25 protein-coding genes and 1 tRNA gene are annotated in these 23,749 nt (G+C 68.7%); 20 read left to right on the forward strand and 6 right to left on the reverse strand.

The features are described 5' to 3' along the window. Positions 1–262 precede the first annotated feature (262 nt). The 4 genes from ABN273_RS00845 to ABN273_RS00860 all read left to right on the forward strand — a co-directional run bounded on the left by ABN273_RS00845 (position 263) and on the right by ABN273_RS00860 (position 3,358). On the forward strand, positions 263–610 hold the full coding sequence (locus ABN273_RS00845) for a YciI family protein (protein WP_349446645.1): 348 nt from the start codon (positions 263–265) through the stop codon (positions 608–610). After that, positions 604–1,791, forward strand: coding sequence for an RNA polymerase sigma factor (locus ABN273_RS00850; RefSeq protein ID WP_349446646.1), 1,188 nt, complete (start codon positions 604–606; stop codon positions 1,789–1,791). Before ABN273_RS00845 ends, ABN273_RS00850 begins: the two co-directional genes overlap by 7 nt. 154 nt (positions 1,792–1,945) lie before the next feature. Further along, positions 1,946–3,091, forward strand: coding sequence for an acetyl-CoA C-acetyltransferase (locus tag ABN273_RS00855; protein ID WP_349446647.1), 1,146 nt, complete (start codon positions 1,946–1,948; stop codon positions 3,089–3,091). Between the two features lie 102 nt (positions 3,092–3,193). Continuing rightward, the gene (locus ABN273_RS00860) at positions 3,194–3,358 is read left to right on the forward strand and encodes a hypothetical protein (protein ID WP_349446648.1); all 165 of its coding nucleotides are present in this window, start codon (positions 3,194–3,196) and stop codon (positions 3,356–3,358) included. A gap of 220 nt (positions 3,359–3,578) precedes the next feature. Here ABN273_RS00860 and ABN273_RS00865 read toward each other — a convergent pair whose 3' ends face one another. Next, on the reverse strand, positions 3,579–4,586 hold the full coding sequence (locus ABN273_RS00865) for a LacI family DNA-binding transcriptional regulator (protein WP_349446649.1): 1,008 nt from the start codon (positions 4,584–4,586) through the stop codon (positions 3,579–3,581). A gap of 160 nt (positions 4,587–4,746) precedes the next feature. Between ABN273_RS00865 and ABN273_RS00870 the strand changes: the two genes are divergently transcribed. The 5 genes from ABN273_RS00870 to ABN273_RS00890 are packed head-to-tail and all read left to right on the forward strand — an operon-like array spanning position 4,747 to position 8,975. Beyond that, complete coding sequence (locus ABN273_RS00870) at positions 4,747–5,703, forward strand: ABC transporter substrate-binding protein (protein WP_349446650.1); 957 nt, start codon at positions 4,747–4,749, stop codon at positions 5,701–5,703. Continuing rightward, on the forward strand, positions 5,700–6,464 hold the full coding sequence (locus ABN273_RS00875; RefSeq protein WP_349446651.1) for an ABC transporter permease: 765 nt from the start codon (positions 5,700–5,702) through the stop codon (positions 6,462–6,464). The genes ABN273_RS00870 and ABN273_RS00875 overlap by 4 nt, the downstream gene beginning before the upstream one ends. Beyond that, positions 6,461–7,225 carry an ABC transporter ATP-binding protein gene (locus tag ABN273_RS00880; RefSeq protein ID WP_349446652.1) on the forward strand — a complete coding sequence of 255 codons (765 nt, stop codon included), beginning with the start codon at positions 6,461–6,463 and terminating at the stop codon, positions 7,223–7,225. The genes ABN273_RS00875 and ABN273_RS00880 overlap by 4 nt, the downstream gene beginning before the upstream one ends. Next, entirely contained in the window at positions 7,222–7,980 is a 759-nt protein-coding gene (locus ABN273_RS00885; RefSeq protein ID WP_349446653.1) for an ABC transporter permease, read from the forward strand. Before ABN273_RS00880 ends, ABN273_RS00885 begins: the two co-directional genes overlap by 4 nt. Next, a complete protein-coding gene (locus tag ABN273_RS00890; protein ID WP_349446654.1) occupies positions 7,977–8,975 on the forward strand; it encodes an amidohydrolase family protein in 999 nt (332 codons plus the stop codon). Before ABN273_RS00885 ends, ABN273_RS00890 begins: the two co-directional genes overlap by 4 nt. Positions 8,976–8,984: 9 nt before the next feature. On the opposite strand, the gene ABN273_RS00895 is transcribed toward ABN273_RS00890, so the two are convergent. Continuing rightward, positions 8,985–10,388, reverse strand: coding sequence for a serine hydrolase domain-containing protein (locus tag ABN273_RS00895; RefSeq protein WP_349446655.1), 1,404 nt, complete (start codon positions 10,386–10,388; stop codon positions 8,985–8,987). 69 nt (positions 10,389–10,457) lie between these two features. Beyond that, a complete protein-coding gene (locus ABN273_RS00900) occupies positions 10,458–10,913 on the reverse strand; it encodes an Lrp/AsnC family transcriptional regulator (RefSeq protein WP_349446656.1) in 456 nt (151 codons plus the stop codon). Positions 10,914–10,994: 81 nt separating this feature from the next. Here ABN273_RS00900 and ABN273_RS00905 point away from each other — a divergent pair, with 81 nt between their 5' ends. From ABN273_RS00905 to ABN273_RS00925, 5 genes are all read left to right on the forward strand, one after another. After that, complete coding sequence (locus ABN273_RS00905) at positions 10,995–12,224, forward strand: APC family permease (protein ID WP_349446657.1); 1,230 nt, start codon at positions 10,995–10,997, stop codon at positions 12,222–12,224. 65 nt (positions 12,225–12,289) lie between these two features. After that, positions 12,290–14,161 carry an acyl-CoA dehydrogenase family protein gene (locus ABN273_RS00910; protein ID WP_349446658.1) on the forward strand — a complete coding sequence of 624 codons (1,872 nt, stop codon included), beginning with the start codon at positions 12,290–12,292 and terminating at the stop codon, positions 14,159–14,161. A 207-nt stretch (positions 14,162–14,368) separates the two neighbouring features. Next, complete coding sequence (locus ABN273_RS00915) at positions 14,369–15,637, forward strand: extracellular solute-binding protein (protein WP_349447162.1); 1,269 nt, start codon at positions 14,369–14,371, stop codon at positions 15,635–15,637. 66 nt (positions 15,638–15,703) lie between these two features. After that, positions 15,704–16,588 carry a carbohydrate ABC transporter permease gene (locus ABN273_RS00920; protein WP_349446659.1) on the forward strand — a complete coding sequence of 295 codons (885 nt, stop codon included), beginning with the start codon at positions 15,704–15,706 and terminating at the stop codon, positions 16,586–16,588. Further along, entirely contained in the window at positions 16,588–17,472 is an 885-nt protein-coding gene (locus tag ABN273_RS00925; RefSeq protein WP_349446660.1) for a carbohydrate ABC transporter permease, read from the forward strand. The genes ABN273_RS00920 and ABN273_RS00925 overlap by 1 nt, the downstream gene beginning before the upstream one ends. On the opposite strand, the gene ABN273_RS00930 is transcribed toward ABN273_RS00925, so the two are convergent. Next, positions 17,465–18,208: a methyltransferase domain-containing protein gene (locus ABN273_RS00930; RefSeq protein ID WP_349446661.1), complete on the reverse strand. Its 744-nt coding sequence runs from the start codon at positions 18,206–18,208 to the stop codon at positions 17,465–17,467. The genes ABN273_RS00925 and ABN273_RS00930 overlap by 8 nt on opposite strands. Positions 18,209–18,332: 124 nt before the next feature. On the opposite strand from ABN273_RS00930, the gene ABN273_RS00935 reads away from it, so the two are divergent. Together ABN273_RS00935 and ABN273_RS00940 are read left to right on the forward strand one after the other, a co-directional pair. Continuing rightward, positions 18,333–18,872: an RNA polymerase sigma factor gene (locus ABN273_RS00935; protein ID WP_349446662.1), complete on the forward strand. Its 540-nt coding sequence runs from the start codon at positions 18,333–18,335 to the stop codon at positions 18,870–18,872. Further along, positions 18,859–19,698, forward strand: a complete 840-nt coding sequence (locus ABN273_RS00940; protein ID WP_349446663.1) for a hypothetical protein — start codon at positions 18,859–18,861, stop codon at positions 19,696–19,698. The genes ABN273_RS00935 and ABN273_RS00940 overlap by 14 nt, the downstream gene beginning before the upstream one ends. Here ABN273_RS00940 and ABN273_RS00945 read toward each other — a convergent pair. Next, complete coding sequence (locus ABN273_RS00945; RefSeq protein ID WP_349446664.1) at positions 19,687–20,709, reverse strand: adenosine deaminase; 1,023 nt, start codon at positions 20,707–20,709, stop codon at positions 19,687–19,689. The genes ABN273_RS00940 and ABN273_RS00945 overlap by 12 nt on opposite strands. A 130-nt stretch (positions 20,710–20,839) precedes the next feature. On the opposite strand from ABN273_RS00945, the gene ABN273_RS00950 reads away from it, so the two are divergent. Together ABN273_RS00950 and ABN273_RS00955 are read left to right on the forward strand one after the other, a co-directional pair. Then, positions 20,840–21,376, forward strand: a complete 537-nt coding sequence (locus tag ABN273_RS00950) for a hypothetical protein (RefSeq protein WP_349446665.1) — start codon at positions 20,840–20,842, stop codon at positions 21,374–21,376. Positions 21,377–21,408: 32 nt separating this feature from the next. Next, entirely contained in the window at positions 21,409–21,915 is a 507-nt protein-coding gene (locus tag ABN273_RS00955; protein WP_349446666.1) for a hypothetical protein, read from the forward strand. Between the two features lie 12 nt (positions 21,916–21,927). Here the strand turns inward: ABN273_RS00955 and ABN273_RS00960 are convergent, their stop codons facing one another. Further along, complete coding sequence (locus ABN273_RS00960) at positions 21,928–23,136, reverse strand: pyridoxal phosphate-dependent aminotransferase (RefSeq protein ID WP_349446667.1); 1,209 nt, start codon at positions 23,134–23,136, stop codon at positions 21,928–21,930. Positions 23,137–23,307: 171 nt separating this feature from the next. Between ABN273_RS00960 and ABN273_RS00965 the strand changes: the two genes are divergently transcribed. Further along, positions 23,308–23,380: transfer RNA gene (locus ABN273_RS00965), tRNA-Trp, on the forward strand. Positions 23,381–23,458: 78 nt separating this feature from the next. Then, positions 23,459–23,704, forward strand: a complete 246-nt coding sequence (secE, locus tag ABN273_RS00970; RefSeq protein ID WP_349446668.1) for a preprotein translocase subunit SecE — start codon at positions 23,459–23,461, stop codon at positions 23,702–23,704. Positions 23,705–23,749: the final 45 nt, after the last annotated feature.

Below are 23,749 nucleotides of genomic sequence, written 5' to 3' on the forward strand. Positions count from 1 at the left end.
CAGTGCCGAGCCGGCGGGCTGCCGGTGCCGGCCCGCAACACGGTGGTGCGGCGGATCGAGGCGCTGGATCCGGCGATGCCGCATGCGGCAGCCACCGCGGTGCAGCTGGCTGAGCGCATGTCCACTCTCATGAGGCCGATCACTCTCACGGGACGGGGCGGGAAATCGGGGGCCAGAGACAAGATTTCGGTGTGGAGTTGTCGATTTCTTGGCTCGCGGTTCGTCTTACTGCGACCAGCCTGGTCATGAAGAGGAGGCAGCGATGAAGTACGTCATGCTGATCTATCAGGGCGCCGCGCTTGAGGGGCAGGCCGCGCTGTCCGAGGAGGAGCAGAAGCAGGTCCAGGCCGAGTACCAAGGGATCAATCAGACGCCGGGCGTCACCCCCGGGGTGCCGATGGGCCTTCCCGAGAACGCGACCACCGTGCGGGTCGAAGGCGGCAAGACCCTGACAACCGACGGCCCGTTCGTCGGGATGAAGGAGGCCGTCGGCGGCTGGTTCGTCCTCGAGGCCGATGACCTCGACGCGGCCATCGAGATGGCCGCCCGCCACCCTGCGGCACGCTATGGTGGCGCCATCGAGATCCGCCCCTCGGAGGTGTATTGGTAGCGACGCTCGAACAGGTCTTCCACGAGGAGTGGGGCCGCGTTCTGGCTACCTTGATCGGCTTCCTCGGCGACTTTGACCTCGCCGAGGAAGCCGCGCAGGAGGCGTTCGCCATCGCCGCCGATCATTGGCCACGCGACGGCGTGCCGACCAACCCGCGCGCCTGGCTGATGAGGACGGCTCGCAACCGCGCCACGGACCGCATCCGCCGCGACCGGACCCTCGCCGCCAAGTTCGGCCTGCTCGTCGCAGACGATCGTGTTGAGGTGCCGATGAACGTCACCGCGTTTCCCGACGAGCGCCTGGAACTCATCTTCACCTGCTGTCATCCGGCGCTCGCGATCGAGGCACAGGTAGCGCTCACCCTGCGCACCCTGGGCGGGCTCAGCACCGACGAGATCGCCCGCGCCTTCCTGGTACCGGAGCGCACGATGGCGCAGCGGCTGGTGCGGGCCAAGCGCAAGATCAAAGCAGCGGGGATCCCGTTTCGCGTGCCACCGGTTCACCTGCTGCGCGAGCGGCTCGACGCCGTTCTCGCCGTCGTCTACCTGATCTTCAACGAGGGCTACGGCGGCCGCGACGAACTCGCGGCAGAGGCGATCTGGTTGGGACGTGCGCTGACCGAACTGCTCCCCGACGACTCCGAGATCCGCGGGCTGCTGGCGATGATGCTCTTGCACGACTCCCGCCGCGAGGCGCGGTTCAGCGGCGGCGAGCTCGTGTTGCTGGGCGATCAGGACCCGGCACGGTGGAACACCATGCAGATCGCCGCTGGACGCGCCGAGCTCGACCGCGCGCTCGCCCTGGGCGGTCGCGGGCCCTACGTCCTGCAGGCCGCGATCGCCTCGTTGCACGCCGAGAGGCCGTGCGACTGGGCGCAGATCGCCGCCCTGTACGGGGAGCTCACCCGCCTGACCGGCTCGCCAGTCGTGGAGCTGAACCGCGCCATCGCCATCGCCGAGGCTGAAGGCGCCGAGGCCGGGCTGCGTATTGTCGACGGACTCGGTCTCGACGACTTCCGCTACCTGCACTCGACCAGGGCCGAACTGCTGCGACGGCTCGGGCGGACCGATGAGGCGAGGGAGGCTTATCGACGTGCGAGGGAGCTCACCGACGACGGTGCCGAACGGCGCTTCCTCGACCGCCGGCTAACCGAACTGGCAGCCACCGCAGGCTCGGGCTAGGCGTTGTCCTGCGGGTGGAACGGCCGCCACGGGCTGAGCGATGACGCCGGCGCCGGGGTATGACCGTCCTCTGAGCTCCCGCCACGTGAGCAGAACGTCGTTCTGTTGTAGTCTGCCCTTAGTAACCGAATAATGCTCGGTTTCAGGAGGCACTGTGGCAGAGGCGTACATCGTCGGGGCGGTCCGCACCCCGGTCGGCAAGAAGAAGGGCGGCCTTTCCACCGTCCACCCCACTGACCTGGCAGCTCACACGCTGAAGGCGCTGATCGACCGCACCGGCGTCGACCCCGCGGCGGTGGAGGACGTCATCATGGGGTGCGTCATGCAGTTCGGCCCCCAGAGCATGGACATCGCGCGAAATGCCTGGCTGTCGGCGGGGCTGCCCGAGACCACCGCCGGTGTCACGATCGACCGGCAGTGCGGCTCCTCGCAGCAGTCGATCCACTTCGCCGCGCAGGGCGTCATGTCCGGAACCCAGGACCTGGTGGTGGCGGCCGGTGTCGAGTCGATGAGCATCGTCCCCATGGGCTCCTCGATCACGGCCGCGCTGGAGAAGGGCATGCCGTTCCCGTTCGGCGAGAAGTGGGTCGAGCGGTACGGCAAGCAGGAGATCTCGCAGTTCCGCGGCGCGGAGCTGATGTGCGAGAAGTGGGGCTACACCAGGGAGACGCTGGAGCAGTACGCGCTCGAGTCCCACCAGCGGGCCGCCAAGGCGATCGCGAACGGCTACTTCAAGGACCAGATCGCCCCCGTCAACGGCGTCGAGGACGACGAGGGCCCGAGGGCCGACACGACGCTGGAGAAGATGGCCTCGCTGAAGACGCTGAAGGAGGGCGGCCAGATCACCGCCGCCACCTCCTCGCAGATCTCCGACGGCTCGGGCGCGCTGCTGATCGCCTCCGAGCAGGCGGTCAGGGACCACGGCCTGACGCCGCGGGCCCGCATCCACCAGCTCGCCCTCAAGGGCGACGACCCCGTCTACATGCTGACCGCGCCGATCCCCGCCACGCGGCTGGCCCTGCAGAAGGCCGGCATGTCGATCGACGACATCGACGCCGTGGAGATCAACGAGGCGTTCGCGCCGGTGCCGCTGGCCTGGACGCAGGAGCTCGGCGCCGACCCCGCCAAGGTCAACCCGAACGGCGGCGCCATCGCGCTCGGACACCCGCTCGGCGGCACGGGCGCCATCCTCATGACCAAGCTGCTGCACGAGCTCGAGCGCACGGGCGGCCGGTACGGGCTGCAGACGATGTGCGAGGGCGGCGGCCAGGCCAACGTCACCATCATCGAACGACTGTGAACCAAGGCGAGCGCCGCCTCCAGGCGTCACGGGGAAGCGGCGCTCGCTGACTGAACAAAACGGCACTCCGCCAAGTACGTGACGTACTTGGCGTACTTATATGTGGAAGGCATCCTGAAGGCACGCTCCAATGGAGGTGCCGCCATGACTGCCGTTCATTTCGACAGCTACACAGAGGCACGCGCGCATCTGAAAGCACTCTTGGGCGCGGCTGAACGAGGCAATGACGATCAGTTGCGTGAATGGCTGGTTGGGAAGGCCCGGTGACCTGGCCCCTCTCTCACCCGCCCGATCGAAGCGCCCATGGCCGGAGCCATCGGCTGCGCGGCCATCCCAGGTGGAATCAGCCGGCGAAACTATGGCGTCCAAGCCTGCGTCGAACCACTGGTCGTAGAAGGCCGCGGCCGTCTCGTCGGCCGGCGTAGGCGGGCGCAAGAGTCGAGTCTGATACGCCCTGCATTTACCTGAAAGCACTCTTACCCCGAAATCAGCGGCGGGCGGTCGTCTCTCTGGGGATGAGCCGGTGGCTCAGCATGGTGGTCGTGGCGCTGCCGGTCCCTGTCGGGTTGTCGATGATGTGGCGAGCGGCCATCGCGCCCATCTCGTACAGAGGCAGGCTCACGGTGGTCAGGCCAACGAACTGGGCGACCCTGAGGTCGTCGATGCCGGCGACGGAGACCTGCCCAGGCACGTCGATGTGCGCCTGGCGGAGGGCGTTGAGCGCGCCGACCGCGGCCTCGTCGTTGGCGGCGAGGATGGCGTCGGGCAGCGGCGGCCGCGGGATGATCCGCATGGTCGCGGCGTGTCCCGCCTCGTAGTCGAAGCCGCCCGGGTGGCACTGCGCGGCCTCGGCGAGCCCGGCGTCGCGCATGCAGGCCAGGAAGCCGTCGCGGCGCTGCTTGGAGGCGACCATGCCGGGCGGTCCTTCGATGAAGTCGATCCTGCGGTGGCCGAGCGAGATGAGGTGGTCAGTGATGTCGTAGGCGGCGGTCTGGGCGTCCGAGGTGATCACTGGGCAGTCGAGATCGCGCATGGTCAGCGACACGACCTGGATGCCCTGCTCCTGCGCCTGGCGTACGGACGCGGCCAGCTCCTGGGCCTGGGGGTCGTCGACGTAGCCGCTGCCCGCGAAGATCACTCCGGCGGCGCGGTAGTCGCGCATGGTCTTCATCCGGTTGATCTCGATGTCGGTGCGCCTGTCGACGTTGGACAGCATGGTGACGTAGCCAGCCCTGCTGGCTACGTCGTCCACGCCGCGGGCTATGACCGAGAAATAGGGGTTGACGATGTCGCTGACCAGGACGCCCATGAGCCGGGTGCTGCGTGACACCAGAGCTCGTGCCAGCGCGCTCGGCGAATAGCCGAGCCGCTCGGCGGCGGCGATGACCCTGGCGCGGGTCGCCGCCGAGATGGGATGACTCGAGCCGTTGAGCACCCGCGACGCTGTCGACACGGCCACGCCCGCTGCCCGTGCCACTTCCACCAGTGAACTCACGGGCGCCATTCTAGGACAACGTTTGCCTACGTCAGGCCACAGCTGGAGAACTTAGGACAATAAATCCTCCTTGACAGGACCATGGCACAGATCGCTAACCTGCCAATCAGGCATACGTTTGCCTAGCTGATGACCTCAGCCTATGCAGGGAGGGGAGGCCATGCACGCTGTGGCTTACATGAAACGGCTCGCCGTCCTCGTGGTCATGTCCGCCGTGGCGGCGTGCGGCGGCGCCGACGCGGAAGACGGGTTCACGGTCGCGGTGATCGAGCCCGACATCGCGACGGTGCCGATCCTGGCGGCCGTCGACGCCGTACGCCAGCAGGGGCACAAGGTCAAGGTGGTGGAGCTGGCCGAGCCTGAACTGGCGATCGAGGGGCTGGCCAAGGGGGACTACGCCATCTCGGCAGAGGCGACGAGCCCGGCACTGATCGCCGTCGAGCGTGACGCCCCCATCAAGATCATCGCCGATGCGATCGGCAACCAGTGGGCGGTGTACGGCAAGCCGGGCATCGCCTCGTGTGACGCGCTGAACGGCCGGCCTTTCGGCATCTTCAGCGAGGGTGCGGTAGCGACCGCGATGGCCAAGGAGTGGGTGGCCTCCCGTTGCAGCGCGGGCAAGCGACCGGCCTATCTGACCATCGGCGGTTCTGATGTGCGCGCCCAGGCGCTGGTGGGCGGCCAGATCGACGCGACGCCACTCGAGCTGGCCGACGTGGTCAGCCTGGGCGAGTCGAAGTTCACCCAGGTCGTCGACTTCACCAAGACCATGCCCGATCTGCACCCGCAGACCGTATACGCCAACAGCGACTTCCTGTCCGAGCACAGGAACGTCGGGCAGGCGTTCGTCACCGCCCTGGTCCAGGAGCACGCGAAGATCAACAAGGATCCGCGGCACCTGGTGGGACTGGTGAACAAGTACCTGCCAGACGAGGAGCACGACGAGGTGGCCGAGATCGCCAAGCGGTACGTCGAGGCGAAGCTGTTCGACGCGGCGGCCCTGACAGAGAAGAACGTGCAGGGCACCATCGACTTCTTCGTTAGGGCCGGGGTGATCGAGAAGGGGATGACCGCGAAGGACGCGGCAGACCTGTCCTTCATCAAGGCGGCCGCATGAGGCCGGAACGCCGCCTCAGATCGGCGCTGCCGTACCAGATCCTGACGTTCGTGGTGTTCGTTGCGGCCTGGGAGCTGTTCGTCCACCTGCGGGGCGGGCTGCTCATCCCCCGCTTCACCGAGACCGTCGAGGCCACCGTCAAGCTGCTGGGCAGCGCGGAGCTGTGGCAGGCGATGTACGTCAGCAACCAGGCGTTGGTTCTCGGCTTCCTCGTCGCGGTCGTGGTCGGCGTGCCGACCGGCATCATGCTCGGCCGCTACCGGTTACTGGAGAGGTTCGCCGACGTCTACCTCAACATCCTGCTGGTCACCCCGATGGCGGCGATCATCCCGCTGTTGGTGATGTCGGTGGGATTCGGACTAGCCTCCCGCGTCATCCTCGTCACGATCTTCTCGATCGTGATGGTCGTGGTGAACAGCCGAGCGGGCGTCAGGCAGGTGGATCCTTCGCTGATCGAGATGGCCAGGTCCTTCGGAGCCGGCGAGCGGGAGATCTGGACGCGCATCCTGCTGCCGGGCGCGCTCCCGGCGATCATGACGGGTATCCGCCTCGGCCTCGGGCGTGCGGTCACCGGCATGGTGATTGTCGAGCTGCTCATGGTGTCCACCGCACTCGGCGGGCTGATCTTGGAGTATCGCGGCCTGTTCAAGGCTCCGCAGCTCTACGGCACCATCGTGATCATTTTGGCGGAGGCGCTCCTGCTGATCTCCGTCGCGCGGTGGGGCGAAAGGAAACTGACCAGGAACAGGAGCGTGCGGTGATCGAGATACGTGGACTGAGCAAGAGCTTCGTCGGCCAGGACGGCGCGACCGTCGACGCGTTGCGCGGAGTAGATCTGGACGTGGGCGACAACGAGTTCGTGACCGTGCTCGGGCCGAGCGGCTGCGGGAAGACCACGCTGCTGAAGGCCATCGCGGGGCTCGCACCCTGGAACGAGGGCGACATCGTCATCGATGGCGCGCCCGTGCGCGGGCCAGGGTCGGATCGCGCCGTGGTGTTCCAGAACTTCGCGCTGCTGCCATGGGCGACTGTGCTGGACAACGTGGCGTTCGGGCTCAAGATGCGCGGTGTCGCCAGGGCCGAGCGTGAAGAGCGTGCCAGGTCATTGATCGCCATGGTGGGGCTGTCGGGATTCGAGGCCAAGCGTCCAGGCGAGCTGTCAGGCGGCATGCAGCAGCGCGTCGGGATCGCCAGGGCGCTTGCCGTACAGCCTCGGGTCCTGCTGATGGACGAGCCGTTCGGCGCGGTCGACGAGCAGACCCGCCGCCTGCTGCAGGAAGAGCTCCTGTCCATCTGGGAGGAGCATCGGCTGACCGTCGTGTTCATCACGCACAGCATGGAGGAGGCGGTGCTGCTGGGTGACCGCGTCGTGCTGATGAGCGCCCGTCCAGGGCGCATCGCCGAGATCGTGCCGGTGTCCCAGAAACGGCCCCGCTCCCCCGACGTGGGCGCGGCAGAGCGCGCGGAGATCACCGGCTACCTGTGGAACCGGCTGCGCGAGATGCACCAGGAGCGCCGATGAGGCGCCTTCCAGCAGGTCTGATCAGCCTGGCCGCGGGCGCGGTGGCCTGGGAGCTGATCGGATGCGTGGCCGACGTACCGTTCTTTCCGCCGCTGACCACCGTTCTGGTACGGCTGGCCGCCATGGTCGCCGGCGGCCAGATCGTCGCCAGCCTGGCCGACAGCCTCGTCAATCTCGTCATTGGATTCGTCATCTCCCTGGCTCTCGGCCTGGTCACCGGCGTGGCCATGGGCCGTTACCGCAAGGTCGAGGCCGCGCTTGGCATCTACGTCTACGCGCTGCTGACCGCCCCATCGCTGGTCTTCGCGCCGATCTTCTTCTCCCTGCTGGGAGAGGGGCGCGGCTCGATCATCGCCGTGGTGGTCATGTACGCGGTGTTCGTCATCGTCATCAACACCGCCTCGGCGACCCAGGGTGTGCCCGCGCACCTGGTGGAGATGGCCCGATCGTACGGCGCGAGCGAGGCCCAGGTGCTCCTGCGCGTCATGCTCCCCGCCGCCGCCCCCATGATCATGGCGGGCGTGCGGCTCGGTGTGGGGCGCGCGGTCACCGGCATGATCAACGGCGAGATGTTCATCGCCGTCGTCGGCCTGGGCCGCATCGTCACCCAGGCGGGCGGGCGGTTCGACGGCGCGAGCGTGCTGGCCGTGCTCGTCGTCATCATCGTCGTCGCGCTCGGCGCCGTAGCCCTGGTCCAGGCAGTGGACCGCAGGATCACCCGTTGGGTTCCGCAAACATCGAGGGGAGACCAGTGAAGGTCGACGCATACAGCCACATCCTGCCCGCACGATACTTCGAGCGCATGAGAGAGCTCGTCGTTGACACTGATCAGTTCAAACGCTGGCTGGAACTACCCGCGCTCCATGACCTCGACACGCGACTGCGGGTGATGGAGGAGTTCGGCGATGGCTACCAGCAGGTGCTCACCTTGTCGTCACCGCCGATCGAGGTGCTCGCAGGCCCCGAGCAGTCGCCCGCGCTGGCGCGGCTGGCCAACGAATCGATGCTGGAGCTGTGCGAGAAGCACCCCGAGCGGTTCCCGGCGTTCGTCGCCTCACTGCCGATGAACAACCCGGAGGCCGCCATGGCCGAGCTCGCCTTCGCCATCGACGAGCTCGGCGCCCGCGGTGTGCAGGTGTTCACCAACGTCAACGGCAGGCCGTTGGACGAGCCCGCGTTCCAGGGCATCTTCGACGAGATGGCGGCGCGGGACCTGCCCATCTGGATGCACCCGACACGCAGCGCCGCCTTCTCCGATTACGCCACGGAGGACGCCTCCAAGTACGAGATCTGGTGGGCGCTCGGCTGGCCGTACGAGACCAGCGTGGCCATGGCCAGAATGGTCTTCTCCGGACTGTTCGAGCGCCATCCCGACATCAAGATCATCACTCACCACCTGGGCGCGATGGTCCCCTATCTGGAGGGTAGGATCGGACTGGGCTGGAGCGACCAGCTCGGCAGCCGCACGGCCGATGAGGATTACACGCGCCTGCTGCCGCGCCCGCTGCTGGACTACTTCCGCCGCTTCTACGGCGACACCGCGCTGTCGGGGTCGGCCATCGGCACGCGATGTGGGCTGGACTTCTTCGGCGCCGACCACGTCCTGTTCGGCACCGACTGCCCCTTCGACCCGGAGGGCGGCCCAATGTACATCCGCGAGATCATCCGCGTCATCGACGAGCTCGACCTCACCGAGGAGGCGCGCGAGCAGATCTACCACCTCAACCTGTGCCGCCTGATGCGGCTGTAACTGCTCCTCTCATTTTGTGTGCCTGGTAAGCGTACGTAGTACGCAAATCCTGATCCCCGTCGCAACCACCCCTGCGAGCGCCGTCACGAGCAGCGTGATCGACAAGGGTGCGGGGAAGTACGTCAGCTGCGCCCATGTGACCTCCCGTCCGTTCATCAGGAACGAGATCAGGTCCGGGTACGCCGCCAGCATCACCGCGGGCAGTAGGGCAGGTACCAGCCGCAGCCCGATCCACCACCATGGCCTGCCCGCGTGCCTGGCCGCCCAGCGCCGGGAGCGCAGCACGCCCATGACGCCCAGGCCCGCCGCGGCGGCCGCGATCGCGGCCAGCACCAGCTCGAAGAGCTGCCGGTCGCCGCCGGGCGGCTCAGGGGTCCGGCCCTCGGCCAGCGCGTTCAGCCCCTGCATGATGGTGTACGTGTCGTCGGTCAGGGCGGCGCCGTTCGCCATGACCGCGAAGCCGTAGCCGGTCTTGGGGGAGATGGCCTCGACAGCGTTGTACGTGAACAGATTCCCGGAATGCGCGAGCAGCCCGGTTTCCCGCTCCACGCCCCACCCCATGCCGTAGTCCCGGAGCTTGGTGGGCGTGTGCATGACGTCGAGGCTCTCGCGCTTGACCAGCGGGCGGCCACCGCCCGTCTGCGTGATCAGCCATTTGCCCATGTCGGCGGCGGTGGTGATGACCCCGCCCGAGCCGCTGCCGTTGAGGAAGCCGGACAATTCGGGGCGCGGGAGCCAGGCGCCGAAGATCGAGTTGTAGCCGTCAGCCGGTCTGACGACCTGGTCGCTGACGGCGCTGGATTTCATGCCGAGCGGGCCGAACACCCGCTGCCGCAGGTAGTCGCCGAACCGCTGCCCCGAGGCCGCCTCCACCAGCCTGGCAGCGAGGTTGTAGTTGACGTTGCAGTACTCCCAGCGGGTGCCCGGGTCGGCGCGGAGCCCCGAGCCGGCCAGCCGGGAGGTGTAGTCGGCGAGCGAGGTGGCGCTGTCGACCGCGGCGATGTCGACCGTGGAGTCAGAAAGGCCGGAGGTCTGGTTCAGCAGCTGCCGTACGGTGATCTTCGCCGCCCGCGGGTCCGCCACCCTGAAGCCGGGCAGCTGGCTGGCCACCGGCTCGTCGAGCGCGATCTTGCCGCGCTCCACGAGCGTCATCACGGCCATCGCGGTGAACGACTTGCTCACCGAGGCCACCCGCATCGGGGTGTTCTCGGTGACCGCGTGGCCTTCGGAGTCGTGGCCGTACCCGGCCGCGTGCACGACCTTGCCGTTGTGCGTGACGACCACGGAGAACCCGGGCAGGCCGGTGGATTCCAGCGCCTGCCGCAGGAAGGCGTCGATGGAGCCGGGCGTCATCCCGGCGGGGGCGGTGCCGAACGTCAAAGCGGCCGAGAGGCCGATCAGGAGGGACTTCACGGGAGAAACCTAGGAAGGCGCCGCCCCCTTCCGGATCGGCCGACCGTCCAGTACCGACCCTGACGAAAGTCAGGTCAGCCGCTCCGGGACGGTGTTGTGCACCTGCTGGAAGATCACCGACGTGCGGAAGCCGACGATCTCCTTGCGCTTGCTCAGCCGGTCGAGCAGGAACGAGTGCAGGTGGTCCAGGTCCTGCACCGCCACGTGCAGCAGGAAGTCGTCCCCGCCCGCCAGCACGAACACGCTGAGCACCTCAGGCATGGCCGCGGCCGACGACTTGAAGGCGTTGATCACCGCCCGGCTCAGCGGCCGTACCTGGACCATGATCATGGCCTGCACGCTCCGGTTGAGCGCGGCCGGGTCGATGTCGGCGTGGTAGCCGCGGATGACGCCGCGCCTGGTGAGCGCCCTGACCCGCTCGAGGCAGGTCGAGGGCGCGATGCCGAGCTGCCGTGCGAGCTCCCTGTTGGACTGCCGCGCATCCGTTTGGAGCAGCCGTACGATCTCCGAATCAAGTTCGTCCATAGGTGGATGCTTGCACGTACTTCCGGCCACTCGTTCGGTTTGGCGGCATGATGACCGAATGACTGCACTAATTTCGGCCGTATGACGGAACATCAGATAGGCGCGGGGCAGGGCACGGCGTTGCTGGTGGGAGCGGTGCTGGGGCCGGGGATGCTGGTCCTGCCGCACCTCGCCGCCGCCGCCGCGGGGCCCGCGTCCGTGCTGGCCTGGGCGGGGCTGCTCGCGCTGAGCGTGCCCGTCGCGCTCACCTTCGCCGCGCTCGGCGCCAGGTATCCCGACGGCGGCGGCGTGGCGAGCTTCGCCGGGCTGGCGTTCGGCCGGCACGCCGCCGCCGTGGTCGGCTGGTGGTTCTACGGCGCCGTCCCCGTCGGCACCGTCGCGGGCGCGCTGATCGGCGGCCAGTACGTCGAAGCCACCCTGGGCATGAACGCCACCCTGGCCGCCTGCCTGATCCTGGCCGCGGCCTTCGCCGCCAACGCCGCCGGGCTGCGCACCTCGGGGCGGCTGCAGATCGGCTTCGTCGCCCTGCTCGTCGCGCTGCTGGCGACCGCCGTGATCACCGCCGCGCCGCACGCCGACCCGGCCAACTTCACCCCCTTCGCCCCGTACGGCCCCGCGGGCGTGGCCAGCGCGGCAGGCGTGCTCATGTTCGCCTTCGTCGGCTGGGAGGCGGCCAGCCACCTGTCGGCGGAATTCGCCGGCGGCAAGAGCGGCCTGGTCAGGGCCACCGCGGTGACCCTGGTCGTGATCGCGCTCCTGTACGTGGGCGTCTCCGTCACCTCCGTCGGCGTGCTCGGCCCCCACATGCCCGGCGTGCCGCTCACCGCGATGCTGGAGACCGGCATCGGCCCCGCCGCGCGGCCGGTCACCGGGGTGGTGGCGGTGCTGCTGACGTTCGGGGCCGTCAACACGTACATCGCCGGGGCCGCCCGGCTGGGCGCGGCCCTGGCCAGGGATGGAGCGCTGCCCGGCTGGTTCGCCAGGGGAGGGTCGCCGGGCATGACGCCGTACCGGAGCCTGGGGCTGCTCGCCGTGCTCAGCGTGCCCGTGCTGGTGTGGGCGGTGGACCTGGACCTGCTCATGCGGGCCACGTCGGCGTGCCTGGCCGCCGTCACGGTTGCGGGGGTGGCGGCGGCCGTGCGGATGTTGCCCGCGGGGCGGCACAGGATCACCGCCGTCGTGGGCGCGGGACTGTCGCTCGTGGCGCTGACGTTCTGTGGCGCGTATCTCGTGGTGCCTGCCGTGCTGGCCCTGGTCGCGCTCGCGGTCCTGAAAGCGAATGCTCGCCGTTCGTACAAATTCCGGCTATAAACAGCGCAGGGCGCCGTCAGGCGGGCAGTACTCATAGCACAGACGGCGCATCGTCGGGAGGTGCTATGACCGAGCACGCCAAGTACGCGGAGTCCAGGGAGGTCGGCGAGCAGGCCCGCGAGAAGGAATGGACGCGGCCCAGCTTCGCCAAGCAGCTCTTCCTCGGTGACTTCCGGCTGGATCTGGTGCATCCCGTGCCGGCGCTGTCCGACGAGGCGACCAAGCGAGGCGAGGAGTTCGTCAGGGCGGTGCGGCGCTACCTCGACACGAACGTCGACCCGGCGCTCATCGAGCGGACCGCGCAGGTGCCCGACGAGGTGGTGAAGGGGCTGGCGGAGCTCGGGGCGTTCGGGATCACGATCGGCGAGCAGTACGGCGGGCTCGGCCTCTCATACCTGTATTACTGCCGCGCTCTCATGCTCGTCGGTTCGTACTGCCCGGCCCTGGCCACGCTGCTGTCGGCACACCAGTCGATCGGGGTGCCGCAGCCGCTCAAGCTGTTCGGCACCGAGGAGCAGAAGCGGGAGTTCCTGCCGAGGTGCGCGCGGGGCGAGATCTCCGCGTTCCTGCTGACCGAGCCCGACGTCGGCTCCGACCCGGCCCGCCTGGCCACCACCGCGGTGCGCGACGGCGACGACTACGTGATCGACGGCGTCAAGCTGTGGACGACGAACGGCGTGGTCGCCGACCTGCTCGTGGTCATGGCCAGGACCGGCAAGACGATCAGCGCGTTCGTGGTCGAGGCCGACTCTCCCGGCATCACGGTCAAACGGCGCAACGGCTTCATGGGGCTGCGCGGGATCGAGAACGGGGTCACCGAGTTCTCCCAGGTCAGGGTGCCTGCCAAGAACCTGATCGGGCGCGAGGGGCAGGGGCTGAAGATCGCCCTCACCACGCTCAACACCGGCCGCCTGTCGCTCCCGGCCACCTGCGCGGGCAACGCCAAGTGGGCCGTCAAGATCGCCCGCGAGTGGGGCAACGAGCGCGTGCAGTGGGGGCGCAAGGTCGGCCGGCACGAGGCCGTGGCCACGAAGATCTCCTTCATCGCGGCCACCGCGTACGCCCTCGAAGCCGTCTGCGAGCTCACCAGCCGCCTGGCCGACGACCAGCGCAACGACATCAGGATCGAGGCGGCGCTGGCCAAGCTCTACGCGTCGGAGCTGTCGTACCAGGCGCTCGACGAACTGGTCCAGATGAGGGGCGGGCGCGGCTACGAGACGGCCGAGTCGCTCGTGGCGCGCGGCGAGCGCGGCGTGCCCGCCGAGCAGATGCTGCGCGACTCCCGCATCAACCGCATCTTCGAGGGCTCCTCGGAGATCATGCGCCTGATGATCACGCGCGAGGCGGTGGACGCGCACCTGTCGGCCGCGGGGGAGCTGATCAACCCGGAGGCCTCCCGCCAGGAACGCGCCCAGGCCCTGCGCAGGGCCAGCCGCTTCTACGCCAAGTGGCTGCCCACGCTGGTGGCCGGCACCGGAAACCTGCCCACGTCGTACGGCGACTTCGGCCCGCTGGCCCAGCACCTGCGCTTCGTGGAGCGGACCAGCAGGAAGCTGGCCAGGTCCACCTTCTACGGCATGTCCCGCTGGCAGGGCAAGCTGGAGCACAAGCAGTCGTTCCTCGGCAGGATCGTGGACATCGGGGCCGAGCTGTTCGCCATGACGGCCGCCTGCGTCAAGGCGGCGGAGGATGCCGCAGACCTGGGACGCCGGCCGTACGAGCTGGCCGACACCTTCTGCCACCAGGCAAGACGCCGCGTGGACTCGCTGTTCGAGCGGCTCTGGGACAACACCGACGCGGGCGACGCGCGGCTGGCCGAGTACGTGCTCGACGGCCGCTACGACTTCCTCGAGGAGGGCATACTCGACCCGTCCGTTGAGGGGCCGTGGATCGGCACGCCACAGGGCGGGGAGAGCGTGCGGAGAAAGATCCTCTGACGCCCGGTCTAGACCGGTTGTGAGGCTTTTCTGGTCTGGATGTTTTCAAACTGATACGAGCCGGTATAGACCGGCTCCTTGGGCCAGGCTTACGCTGGCGCAAACGCGTCGGGCCTTGTGCTCGTGCGCCTCATCCCCCAGGGCGGGGTCCGTCAGCTGGTACGGACCAGCGACCCGCCCGACGAGAAGGCGGTATCTCCAGTGAACATGAAGCTTGTGGGCGGCGCCGCTCTCGGCCTTGCCGCGATGCTGGTCCTGTCCAGTTGCGGATCGGGCGGCTCCGGTGGTTCCGGTGGCGACGACAAGGCGTCGGGCGGCGGGCAGGTCACGCTCAAGATGGTCGCCGCCGACTACGGCGACGGCCCCGGCAAGCCGAACTCGGGCGAGACGTTCTGGAAGGGCGTCACCGACGAGTTCACCAAGGCCAACCCGAACATCAAGGTCGACGTCCAGGTCATCAACTGGAACGACATCGACAAGCAGGTCGCCACCATGGTCCAGAACGGCCAGGTGCCCGACATCCTGCAGACCGGCGACTACTCCGGCTTCGTCAAGGACCAGCTGCTCTACAAGGTGGACGAGGTGCTGTCGCCGAACGTCTCGGGCGACATGCTGCAGAAGTTCGCCGAGTTCGGCAAGGTCGACGGCACCGCGTACGGCATCCCGTTCGTCTCCTCCGCCCGCGCTCTGTTCTACAACAAGGACCTGTTCGAGAAGGCCGGCATCGCCGAGCCGCCGAAGACGTGGGACGAGCTCAAGGCCGACGCCGAGAAGCTGAAGAAGGCCGGCGTCACGCAGCCGTTCGGCCTGCCGCTCGGCCAGGAGGAGGCCCAGGGCGAGTCGTTCCTGTGGATGCTGGGCAACGGCGGCGGCTACAAGGACGCCTCCGGCAAGTGGACGATCAACTCGCCGCAGAACGTCGAGACGTTCACGTACATGAAGGGCCTGGTCGACGCGGGCCTGACCACCCCCAACCCGGGCACCAAGGACCGTAAGACGGTCTGGGAGGACTTCGGCGCGGGCAAGGTCGGCATGGTCAACGGCGGCCCCATGTCCATCCCGATCTTCGACGCGGCCGGGCTGAAGAACTACGGCGTCGCGCCCATTCCCGGCAAGACCGGCCCGCTCGACACCACGCTCGGCGTCATGGACTGGATCATGGCGTTCAACAAGAACGGCCACGCCGCCGAGATCAAGAAGTTCTTCGACTTCTTCTACACCGGCGACGCCGCGCAGAAGATCTCCGACACCTACAAGCTGCTGCCCGTCACCAACGGCGGCATCAAGAAGCTGGAAGGCGACGAGAAGCTCAAGCCGTTCCTCGACGCGCTGCCGAACGCCAGCTTCTACCCGTTCCAGGACCCCAAGTGGGCCGAGGTGAACCCGGCGATCAAGCAGACGATCGGCGGGGCCGTCAAGGATGACCCGGCCAAGGTCCTCGGTGAGCTGCAGAAGACCGCCGAGTCGGCCGGCTGATCGATCGGGGGCCCGTGCGGCCGGCACTCTCACCGGTGCCGGCCGCACCGTCTTGGAAGGTTGCTCATGAGAAGGTTGCGCGCCCTCGAGCCCCTCGCGTGGGTGGGGCCCGCCGTGGTGCTGATCGCGCTGGTCGTGCTCTGGCCCGTGATCGAGATGATCAGGTCGTCGTTCCTCAAGATCAGCCGGTTCGGCGTGGTCCAGGGGAGCAACGGGTTCGCGAACTACGAGAAGCTGTTCGGCGAGAAGGACTTCGCCGACATCATGGTCCGCAGCGTGATCTGGGTGATCGCGGTCGTCGCGCTCACCGTGCTGATCTCGCTGGCCCTCGCCCAGCTGTTCAACCAGCGCTTCCCGCTGCGCAAGGTGGCCCGGTGGGCGCTGATCGCGCCGTGGGCCGCGTCCGTGCTGATGACGGCGATCATCTTCAAGTGGATGCTCGACCCCGAGGTCGGCGTGATCAACCAGATCCGGCTGAAGCTGGGGCTGATCGACGCGATGGGCGGGGCCTCGGCCGACCAGCTCGGCGACGCCGCCACGGCGATGCCCTGGCTGGTGTTCGTGGCCGTCTTCGTGTCGGTGCCGTTCACCACGTACGCGCTGCTGGCCGGGCTGGCGACGATCCCCGCCGACGTCTACGAGGCGGCCAAGATGGACGGAGCCGGACGGTTCCGTACGTACTGGTCGATCACACTGCCGCTGCTGCGCCCCGCGCTCACCGTGGCGGCCCTCATCAACGTCATGAACGTCTTCAACAGTTTCCCGATCATCTGGGCCATGACGCACGGCCAGCCGGGCTACTCCACCGCCACCTCGACGATCCTCATGTTCATCCTCAAGGGCTCCAACATCGGCGAATCGGCGGCCATGTCCGTCGTCAACTTCGGCATGGTGATCATCCTGACCGCGATCTTCCTCAAGGTCTCGCGCTGGAACAAGGAGGTGGCGTGATGACCGTGAACACCATGCGCCCGCCCGCCACCAGGCCGCGCCAGCACGTCAGGCCGGTCGCGCGGCGCGGGATGCCGCGTCTCAAGACCGTGGTCGTCGCGGCCGCCGCCTACGTCGTCGCGCTCATCTTCCTGTTCCCGTACGTGGTGATGCTGCTCACCTCGCTGCGCGCCCAGGACTCGCTGCGCGAGGTGACGTTCTGGCCGAAGGAGTGGGTCTGGTCCAACCTCGCCAACTTCTGGAGCAGCGGCCTGGCGGGGAACCTGTGGGTGACGCTCAAGGTCGCCGGCGGCTCGACCCTGCTGGTGCTGCTGGTGGCGCTGCCCGCCGCGTACTACTCGGCCAGGCATCACTTCAGAGGGCGTACGGCGTTCCTGATCCTGGTGCTGGTCACCCAGATGTTCCAGCCGACGGCCATGCTGGTCGGCATCTACCGTGAGTTCTTCCAGTTCGGCCTGGTGGACTCGACCTGGTCGCTGATCCTGGTCAACGCCGGGTTCAACCTGGCGTTCGCGGTGTGGATCCTGAACGCGTACTTCGCCTCGATCCCGCGTGAGCTGGAGGAGGCCGCGTTCATCGACGGGAACGGGCGCTTCGGCGCGCTGTTCAGGATCACACTGCCGCTGGCCATGCCCGGCGTCATCACGGCGCTGATCTTCACGTTCATCGCCGCGTGGAACGAGTTCGTGGTCGCGCTTACCCTGACCACGACGCCGGAGAACCAGCCGCTCACGGTGGCTCTCAACTCGTTCATCGGCCAGTATCAGGTGGACTGGCAGAACCTGTTCGCCGGCTCCGTGATCGCCACCATCCCCGTGATCATCCTTTTCGCGCTGATCGAGCGGAAGGTGGTCGGCGGCCTGACGGCCGGCTCCATCAAGTGAGCGGCTTCGGGACCCGCGCCACGCAGAAGACGGTCTGGCCGAACGGTGGCCTGATGAACCGCTCGATGAAGCGGGTCGTCGGGACCACCGTGCGGTCGTAGATCTTGACCAGGCGCGGGTCGGGGTAGCCGACGCCGCCCCGGCGCACGGCCGCCCACCAGGCGATGCCGCCCAGGAAGTTGATCGGCTTGAGCACCTCGGCGTCGAGGCCCGCCCTGGCGACCGTCGCGCCCAGCGTCTTGGGCGTGTAGCGCTGGACGTGGCCCACCTTGCGGTCGAAGTCGCCGTAAAGCTGCGGGTAGCCGGGCACCCAGATGATGATCCGGCCGCCCGGCAGCGTGACGCGGGCCAGCGAGCGCAGCGCCTCGGCGTCGTCCTCGATGTGCTCAAGGACGTTCATCATGACGACGGTGTCGACCTTGTCCTCGAGCGGGATGTCGGTGGGCAGCCCGAACTGCAGGACGCTGATGTCGTCGCGGTCGGTGAAGCGCTTCTCCAGCTGCTCGACGCAGTAGGGGTCGAAGTCGCTCACGACGAGCCTGTCGAGGCGCGGCAGGAACTGCTCGGCGAAGTGGCCGAGCCCCGAGCCGATCTCCAGCATCGAACGGCCGACATGCGGGGCGACCATGTCGAACTCGTACTGCCGATAGTTCTTGGCCTCGTCGCCACCTAGGTGGTTCTCCAAGGCCTCGTCACCGGCCGCCGGTTGCACTACACGGTCATACCCAGAAGACATTGTCCAGTTCCTTCGAGGGAGCTCATGGATTGCCCGAGTCTAATGCCCCGATCAACGGTGGGGTCACATGAGGCACGAATGCCTCTTCCGCACGGGCCTCGGATGAGGTGGAATCTGACTCGCCATGAACGACGACGAGGCTGTCGAGCGCTCGCTCGCCGGTGACTTAGCCGCCTATGAGGCGTTGGTCACCCGCTACAGCGCGCTCGCCCACCGTACCGCTTCCATGCTGGGGGCGGGGGACGAAGCCGAGGACGTCGTGCAGGAGGCGTTCGTCAAGGCGTTCCGGCACCTGGCGAGCTTCCGCAGGGACGCGCCCTTCCGCCCGTGGCTGCTGCGGATCGTGGCCAACGAGACCCACAACCTGACCCGGTCGCGGGGGCGCCGCTCCGAGCTGACCCTGCGGCTGGGCGCCACGGCCGCCGTGAGCGCGCCCGACGATCCCGAGGGCACGGCGGTGGCCACCGACCGGCGGTCCCGGCTGCTGGAGGCGGTACGGCGGCTGCCCGAACGGGAACGCCAGGCCGTCGTCTGCCGGTACTTCTTACAGCTGACCGAGGCGGAGACGGCGCAGGTGCTCGACTGGCCCGTCGGCACCGTCAAGTCCAGCACGCATCGGGGGCTGGCCCGGCTGAGGGAGGAGGTGGGCAATGAACTCGCGTGAGCCTTCCGACGACCTGGAGGCCGAGCTCCTGGCGCTCGGGGACCTCCTGGACGTCCCCGACCCGCCGGCCGCCGACGTCGCCGCCACCGTCCGCGCCCGCCTCGAAGCGGAGATCCACGACACCCCCGCCGCCACGTCCGCGGACGCCGCCCCAGGTCGCGATCCGGCGCATGGGCCTCTCCGGCCGCACCCCGGGGCGCCGGGTCGGCGGGAGGATGGCCGGCGGCCTCCGGCGCGACGTGGCCGGCGGGCGAGGTGGAAGATCGTCACGGCCGTCGTCCTCGTCGTCATCGCCATCACGGCGGCCACCCCTCAGGGCCGGGCGGCCGTGGTGTGGATCCTGCGTTTCGCCGGGATCGAGCTGCAGGTCGGCGAGACCACCCCGCCGCCGGTCACCACCACGGCGCCCGTGCCGGGCGAGCACACCGTCCAGCCCGACCAGGTCGGGGGCCAGGTGAAGTTCCAGGTCAAGACGGTGAAGGCGCTCGGCGACCCCAGGAGCGTCACGGTGGCCGACAACGGCAGGGTCGTGTCGATGTTCTGGCCGGACGGCGTCCGGCTCGACCAGTTCGACGGCGGCCTGGACCCGGTGTTCTTCAAGAAGCTCGGTCCACCGTGGCCCGACTACGTCAAGGTCGGCCCGTACAACGCCTGGTGGGTGCCGGGATCGCACCCTCTCGGCTACATCCGGCGCCAGGACGGCACGGAGGTGTCCCTGCGCCAGGCCGGCCCCACCCTCATCTGGCAGCAGGACACGCTGAGCTACCGCCTGGAAGGGCTCAAGACCAAGGACGAGGCCGTCCGCGTCGCCATGTCACTGCAGTGAGCCCGTCAGCCAGTCGTCCACGCCCTTGAGCAGCTCCTTGCGGACCGAATCTGGGGCCGCGGACGAGCGGATGGACTGGCGGGCCAGCTCGGCCAGCTCCGCGTCGCTGAAGCCGTAAACCTCCCGAGCCAGCTCGTACTGCCGCAACAGCCGCGTGCCAAAGAGCAACGGGTCATCGGACCCCAAAGCGATCGGCACCCCCGCGTCGAACAGCCGCCGCACCGGCACGTCGGCGGCCTCCTCGGCTACCCCGAGCCCGACGTTCGAGGTGGGGCAGACCTCGCAGCAGATCTGCCGGTCGGCCAGCCGCTCCATCAGCCGCGCGTCCTCCGCCGCCCGCACGCCGTGCCCGACGCGATCGGCTCCCAGGTCGTCCACGCACTGCGCGACGCTCCGCGGCCCCAGCAGCTCGCCCCCGTGCGGCACGGCCAGCAGCCCGCCGCGCCTGGCGATCCGGAACGCCCGCTCGAAGTCCCTGGCCTCGCCCCGGCGCTCGTCGTTGGACAGCCCGAACCCCACCACGCCCTTGCCGGCGTATTGGGTGGCGAGCCTGGCCAGCGTGTTCGCGTCGAGCGGATGGCGGGTCCTGTTGGCCGCCACGACCACCGCGATCCCGATCCCCGCATGCTCGGCGGCCTGGCGCGCCGCGTCCAGCGTCAGCTCCAGCGTGGCCGTCAGCCCGCCGAAGCGCTGCGCGTACCCGGACGGGTCCACCTGGATCTCCAGCCACCGCGACCCGGCTGCCGCCTCGTCCTCGGCCGTCTCGCGCAGCAGCCGGTAGACGTGCTCCGGCTGGGTCAGCACGGACCTGGCGATGTCGTACAGCCGCTGGAACCTGAACCACCCGCGCTCGTCCGTGGCGCGCAGCTTGGGCGGCCAGTCCTCCTCCAGCGCGTCCGGCAGATGCAGCCCTTGATCCCTGGCCAGCTCGATCAGCGTGGAATGCCGCATCGATCCGGTGAAGTGCAGGTGAAGGTGGGCCTTGGGTAGCGCGATCAGGGGCCTTGCCATTGACATATCTTGCCACTCAACCTCGGGCGGGGTTCGCGCGTCGGGGAGCGACCGGCCGAGCTGAGGAAAATCGCGAAGGGCGTCCGGGCGATCAAGTGATGGGCGGGGCGTAACTGGGGATCAACAATGCATGATCCCTGAGGAGCCTGGCGGCATCGGGCAGGGACGGCGTGCGGCGCTCGCGGTGCTGGCGTTCGGGGTGGCGGCTCTGATCATCTACGGGCTCTTCTCCTCGGGCTTCGGGCGCCCGCGGCCCGCCGCCGGGGTCGCCGCCGTCCCCGTACGGACCCCGCCGCAGGCCGCCCCCGCCGTGGTCTCCCACGACTTCTGGATCACCTACCTGCCCGCCGGGCTGGCGCGCAGCGGCGGGGGAGCGATCAAGCCCAGGGGGGCCTGGGCCAGGTTCGGCTCGGGCGACCGGTACGTCGAGGCCCAGGTCGAGCCCGCCGCCGACTGGGCGAGCTACCGCAGGCGGGACACCGTGCTGGACGCCCGCGCCACCATCGTGCGCGGCAGGCCCGCCGTGGCGGGCCGGCATCCGAACGGCGGCCGGCTGATCGTCTGGCTGGAGCGCGCGGGCACGGGCGCGTGGATCCGGGTCAGCGAGTCGCTCGGCCGCGAACTGGTGGCGATTGCCGCTTCCGTCAAAGGTCCTGTAGGAGACTAGGAGCCTTTTCCGCGACTTTTCTGGGGGGTCCGATGCGGCGTCTGGCAGCGGCGCTCCTCATATTCGCGCTGGCCGCGTGCGGCGGCGACGACATGCCCGGGTCCGAGCCCGAGTCTCACGCCATGCCGCCGCCCACGCACGTACCGCAGGAGGGCCGCTCGCTGGCCTGCGGGCCGACCGACGTGCGGCTGCCCGCCATGCCGGAGGGGCTGACCAGGACGGGCTCGTTCGCCCGGCTGGGCTCGCTCACCCGGCGGCTCGAGGTCAACGGCCTGATCTGGCGGGAGAACGACGAGGAGCTGTACGTCGGCGTCGTGTGCGGGGTGCGGACCGCCGAGCAGTTCGCCACCCTGGTCGCCAGGTCGACGCTGACGGTGTACAAGGGCAGGCCGGCGCTGCGCTGGACCACGCGTACCGGCCTGCGTAACTTCATGTGGCTGGAGCGGCCCGGCACCGCGGTCTACATCGCCGCGACGCCCGGCCTGGCAGCCCACATCAAGCGGATCGCCGCCGGGGTCACCCTCAGCCCGGCGCCCTGACGGCAGCGGGCCTCAGCGGGCCTCTGACAGCAGCTTGCCCAAGCGGCTGACGCCCTCGACCAGGTCGTCGTCGCCCAGCGCGTACGACAGGCGGAAATAGCCAGGCGTGCCGAACGCCTCGCCCGGCACCACCGCCACCTCGGCCTCCTCGAGGATCAGCTCGGCCAGCTCGCCGGACGACCGCGGCCGCCTGCCGCGCAGCTCCTTGCCGATCAGCTCCTTGACCGACGGGTATGCGTAGAACGCCCCCTTCGGCTCCGGGCAGAACACGCCCGGGATCTCGTTGAGCATCCTGACGATCGTCTGGCGGCGCCGGTCGAACGCCGTGCGCATCTCCGCCACCGCCGACAGGTCGCCGGAAACGGCGGCCAGCGCGGCCATCTGGGAGACGTTCGAGACGTTGGAGGTGGCGTGGGACTGCAGGTTGGTGGCGGCCTTGACCACGTCGGACGGGCCGATCAGCCAGCCCACGCGCCAGCCGGTCATCGCGTACGTCTTGGCCACGCCGTTGAGGATCACGACCCGGTCGCCCAGCTCGGGGACGGCCGTGGCGATGCTGGTGAACTCGGCGCCGCCGTACACGAGGTGCTCGTAGATCTCGTCGGTGACCACCCACAGGCCGTGCTCGGCCGCCCAGCGGCCGATCGCCGCCGTCTCCTCGGGGGAGTAGACGGCGCCCGTCGGGTTGGACGGCGAGACGAACAGCAGGACCTTCGTGCGCTCGGTGCGCGCGGCCTCGAGCTGCTCGACGCTCGCCAGGTAGCCGGTGGACTCGTCGACCACGACGTCGACCTGCACGCCGCCGGCCAGCTTGATCGCCTCGGGGTAGGTCGTCCAGTACGGGGCCACGACCAGGACCTCGTCGCCCGGGTCGAGCAGGGTCGCGAACACCTCGTAGACCGCCTGCTTGCCGCCGTTGGTGACCAGCACCTGCGACGCCTCGACCGCGTAGCCGGAGTCGCGCCGCGTCTTGTCGGCGATGGCCTGCTTGAGCTCGGGCAGGCCGCCCGCCGGGGTGTACTTGTGGAAGCGCGGCTCGCGGGCCGCCTGGATGGCCGCCTCGACGATGTAGCCGGGCGTCGGGAAGTCGGGCTCGCCCGCACCGAAGCCGATGACGGGGCGGCCCGCCGCCTTCATCGCCTTGGCCTTGGCGTCCACGGCGAGCGTGGCGGACTCGGAAATCGCGGAAATTCTGGCGGAGACACGAGGTCGGGTGGACATACGTCCATGCTCCCACGCGAGCCGCACGCGGTTGTGACCTGGGCGATCGGTATTGGGTTCGACGTGCCGGGCAATCCCCCGTATGCTTTCGGCTGGTCCTTCCGCACAGCATGTCGGCGAGCGGTTCGGTCCAGGCAGTGGGTCGATCAGGGTACTCTGGTCTAACGACATAGGGCACTGGCGCAATTGGTAGCGCTCCGGTCTCCAAAACCGGCGGTTGGGGGTTCGAGTCCCTCGTGCCCTGCGAGTGCGGTCCGCGCAATAATGGCGTGTAAGCGCGCCGCAAAACTGCGTTGGATACGACAGATTTCAGGTGAGGACTGTGGCGATCGACACGCGCGGCGAGACCGCAGGCAAGCCGAGTGGCGAGAAGAAGACACGCACTTCACCTGCCCTTTTCTATCGGCAGGTCGTCAACGAGCTCCGCAAGGTCATCTGGCCGACACGCAAGGACCTCATCACCTACACCACGGTCGTCCTGGTATTCGTTCTGATCATGGTCGGGATCGTGTACGGGCTCGACAGTGCCCTGGGATGGGCGGTCCTCAAGGTCTTCGGCGGCAGCTGATCCAGCCGCCCGCCGGTATGGCCTGACGGATACGCCATTCGTTAC

It is taken from the genome of Nonomuraea sp. B19D2 (genome assembly GCF_040137845.1).
Classification (GTDB): domain Bacteria; phylum Actinomycetota; class Actinomycetes; order Streptosporangiales; family Streptosporangiaceae; genus Nonomuraea.

Excerpts from the sequence above, each read along its gene's own strand:
- ABN273_RS00845 (WP_349446645.1), top strand. The coding sequence starts at position 263 with ATGAAGTACGTCATGCTGATCTATCAGGGCGCCGCGCTTGAGGGGCAG.
- ABN273_RS00870 (WP_349446650.1), top strand. The coding sequence starts at position 4,747 with ATGCACGCTGTGGCTTACATGAAACGGCTCGCCGTCCTCGTGGTCATG.
- ABN273_RS00875 (WP_349446651.1), top strand. The coding sequence starts at position 5,700 with ATGAGGCCGGAACGCCGCCTCAGATCGGCGCTGCCGTACCAGATCCTG.
- ABN273_RS00885 (WP_349446653.1), top strand. The coding sequence starts at position 7,222 with ATGAGGCGCCTTCCAGCAGGTCTGATCAGCCTGGCCGCGGGCGCGGTG.
- ABN273_RS00900 (WP_349446656.1), bottom strand. The coding sequence starts at position 10,913 with ATGGACGAACTTGATTCGGAGATCGTACGGCTGCTCCAAACGGATGCG.
- ABN273_RS00905 (WP_349446657.1), top strand. The coding sequence starts at position 10,995 with ATGACGGAACATCAGATAGGCGCGGGGCAGGGCACGGCGTTGCTGGTG.
- ABN273_RS00910 (WP_349446658.1), top strand. The coding sequence starts at position 12,290 with ATGACCGAGCACGCCAAGTACGCGGAGTCCAGGGAGGTCGGCGAGCAG.
- ABN273_RS00915 (WP_349447162.1), top strand. The coding sequence starts at position 14,369 with ATGAAGCTTGTGGGCGGCGCCGCTCTCGGCCTTGCCGCGATGCTGGTC.
- ABN273_RS00920 (WP_349446659.1), top strand. The coding sequence starts at position 15,704 with ATGAGAAGGTTGCGCGCCCTCGAGCCCCTCGCGTGGGTGGGGCCCGCC.
- ABN273_RS00925 (WP_349446660.1), top strand. The coding sequence starts at position 16,588 with ATGACCGTGAACACCATGCGCCCGCCCGCCACCAGGCCGCGCCAGCAC.
- ABN273_RS00930 (WP_349446661.1), bottom strand. The coding sequence starts at position 18,208 with ATGTCTTCTGGGTATGACCGTGTAGTGCAACCGGCGGCCGGTGACGAG.
- ABN273_RS00935 (WP_349446662.1), top strand. The coding sequence starts at position 18,333 with ATGAACGACGACGAGGCTGTCGAGCGCTCGCTCGCCGGTGACTTAGCC.
- ABN273_RS00940 (WP_349446663.1), top strand. The coding sequence starts at position 18,859 with ATGAACTCGCGTGAGCCTTCCGACGACCTGGAGGCCGAGCTCCTGGCG.
- ABN273_RS00945 (WP_349446664.1), bottom strand. The coding sequence starts at position 20,709 with ATGGCAAGGCCCCTGATCGCGCTACCCAAGGCCCACCTTCACCTGCAC.
- ABN273_RS00950 (WP_349446665.1), top strand. The coding sequence starts at position 20,840 with ATGATCCCTGAGGAGCCTGGCGGCATCGGGCAGGGACGGCGTGCGGCG.
- ABN273_RS00955 (WP_349446666.1), top strand. The coding sequence starts at position 21,409 with ATGCGGCGTCTGGCAGCGGCGCTCCTCATATTCGCGCTGGCCGCGTGC.
- ABN273_RS00960 (WP_349446667.1), bottom strand. The coding sequence starts at position 23,136 with ATGTCCACCCGACCTCGTGTCTCCGCCAGAATTTCCGCGATTTCCGAG.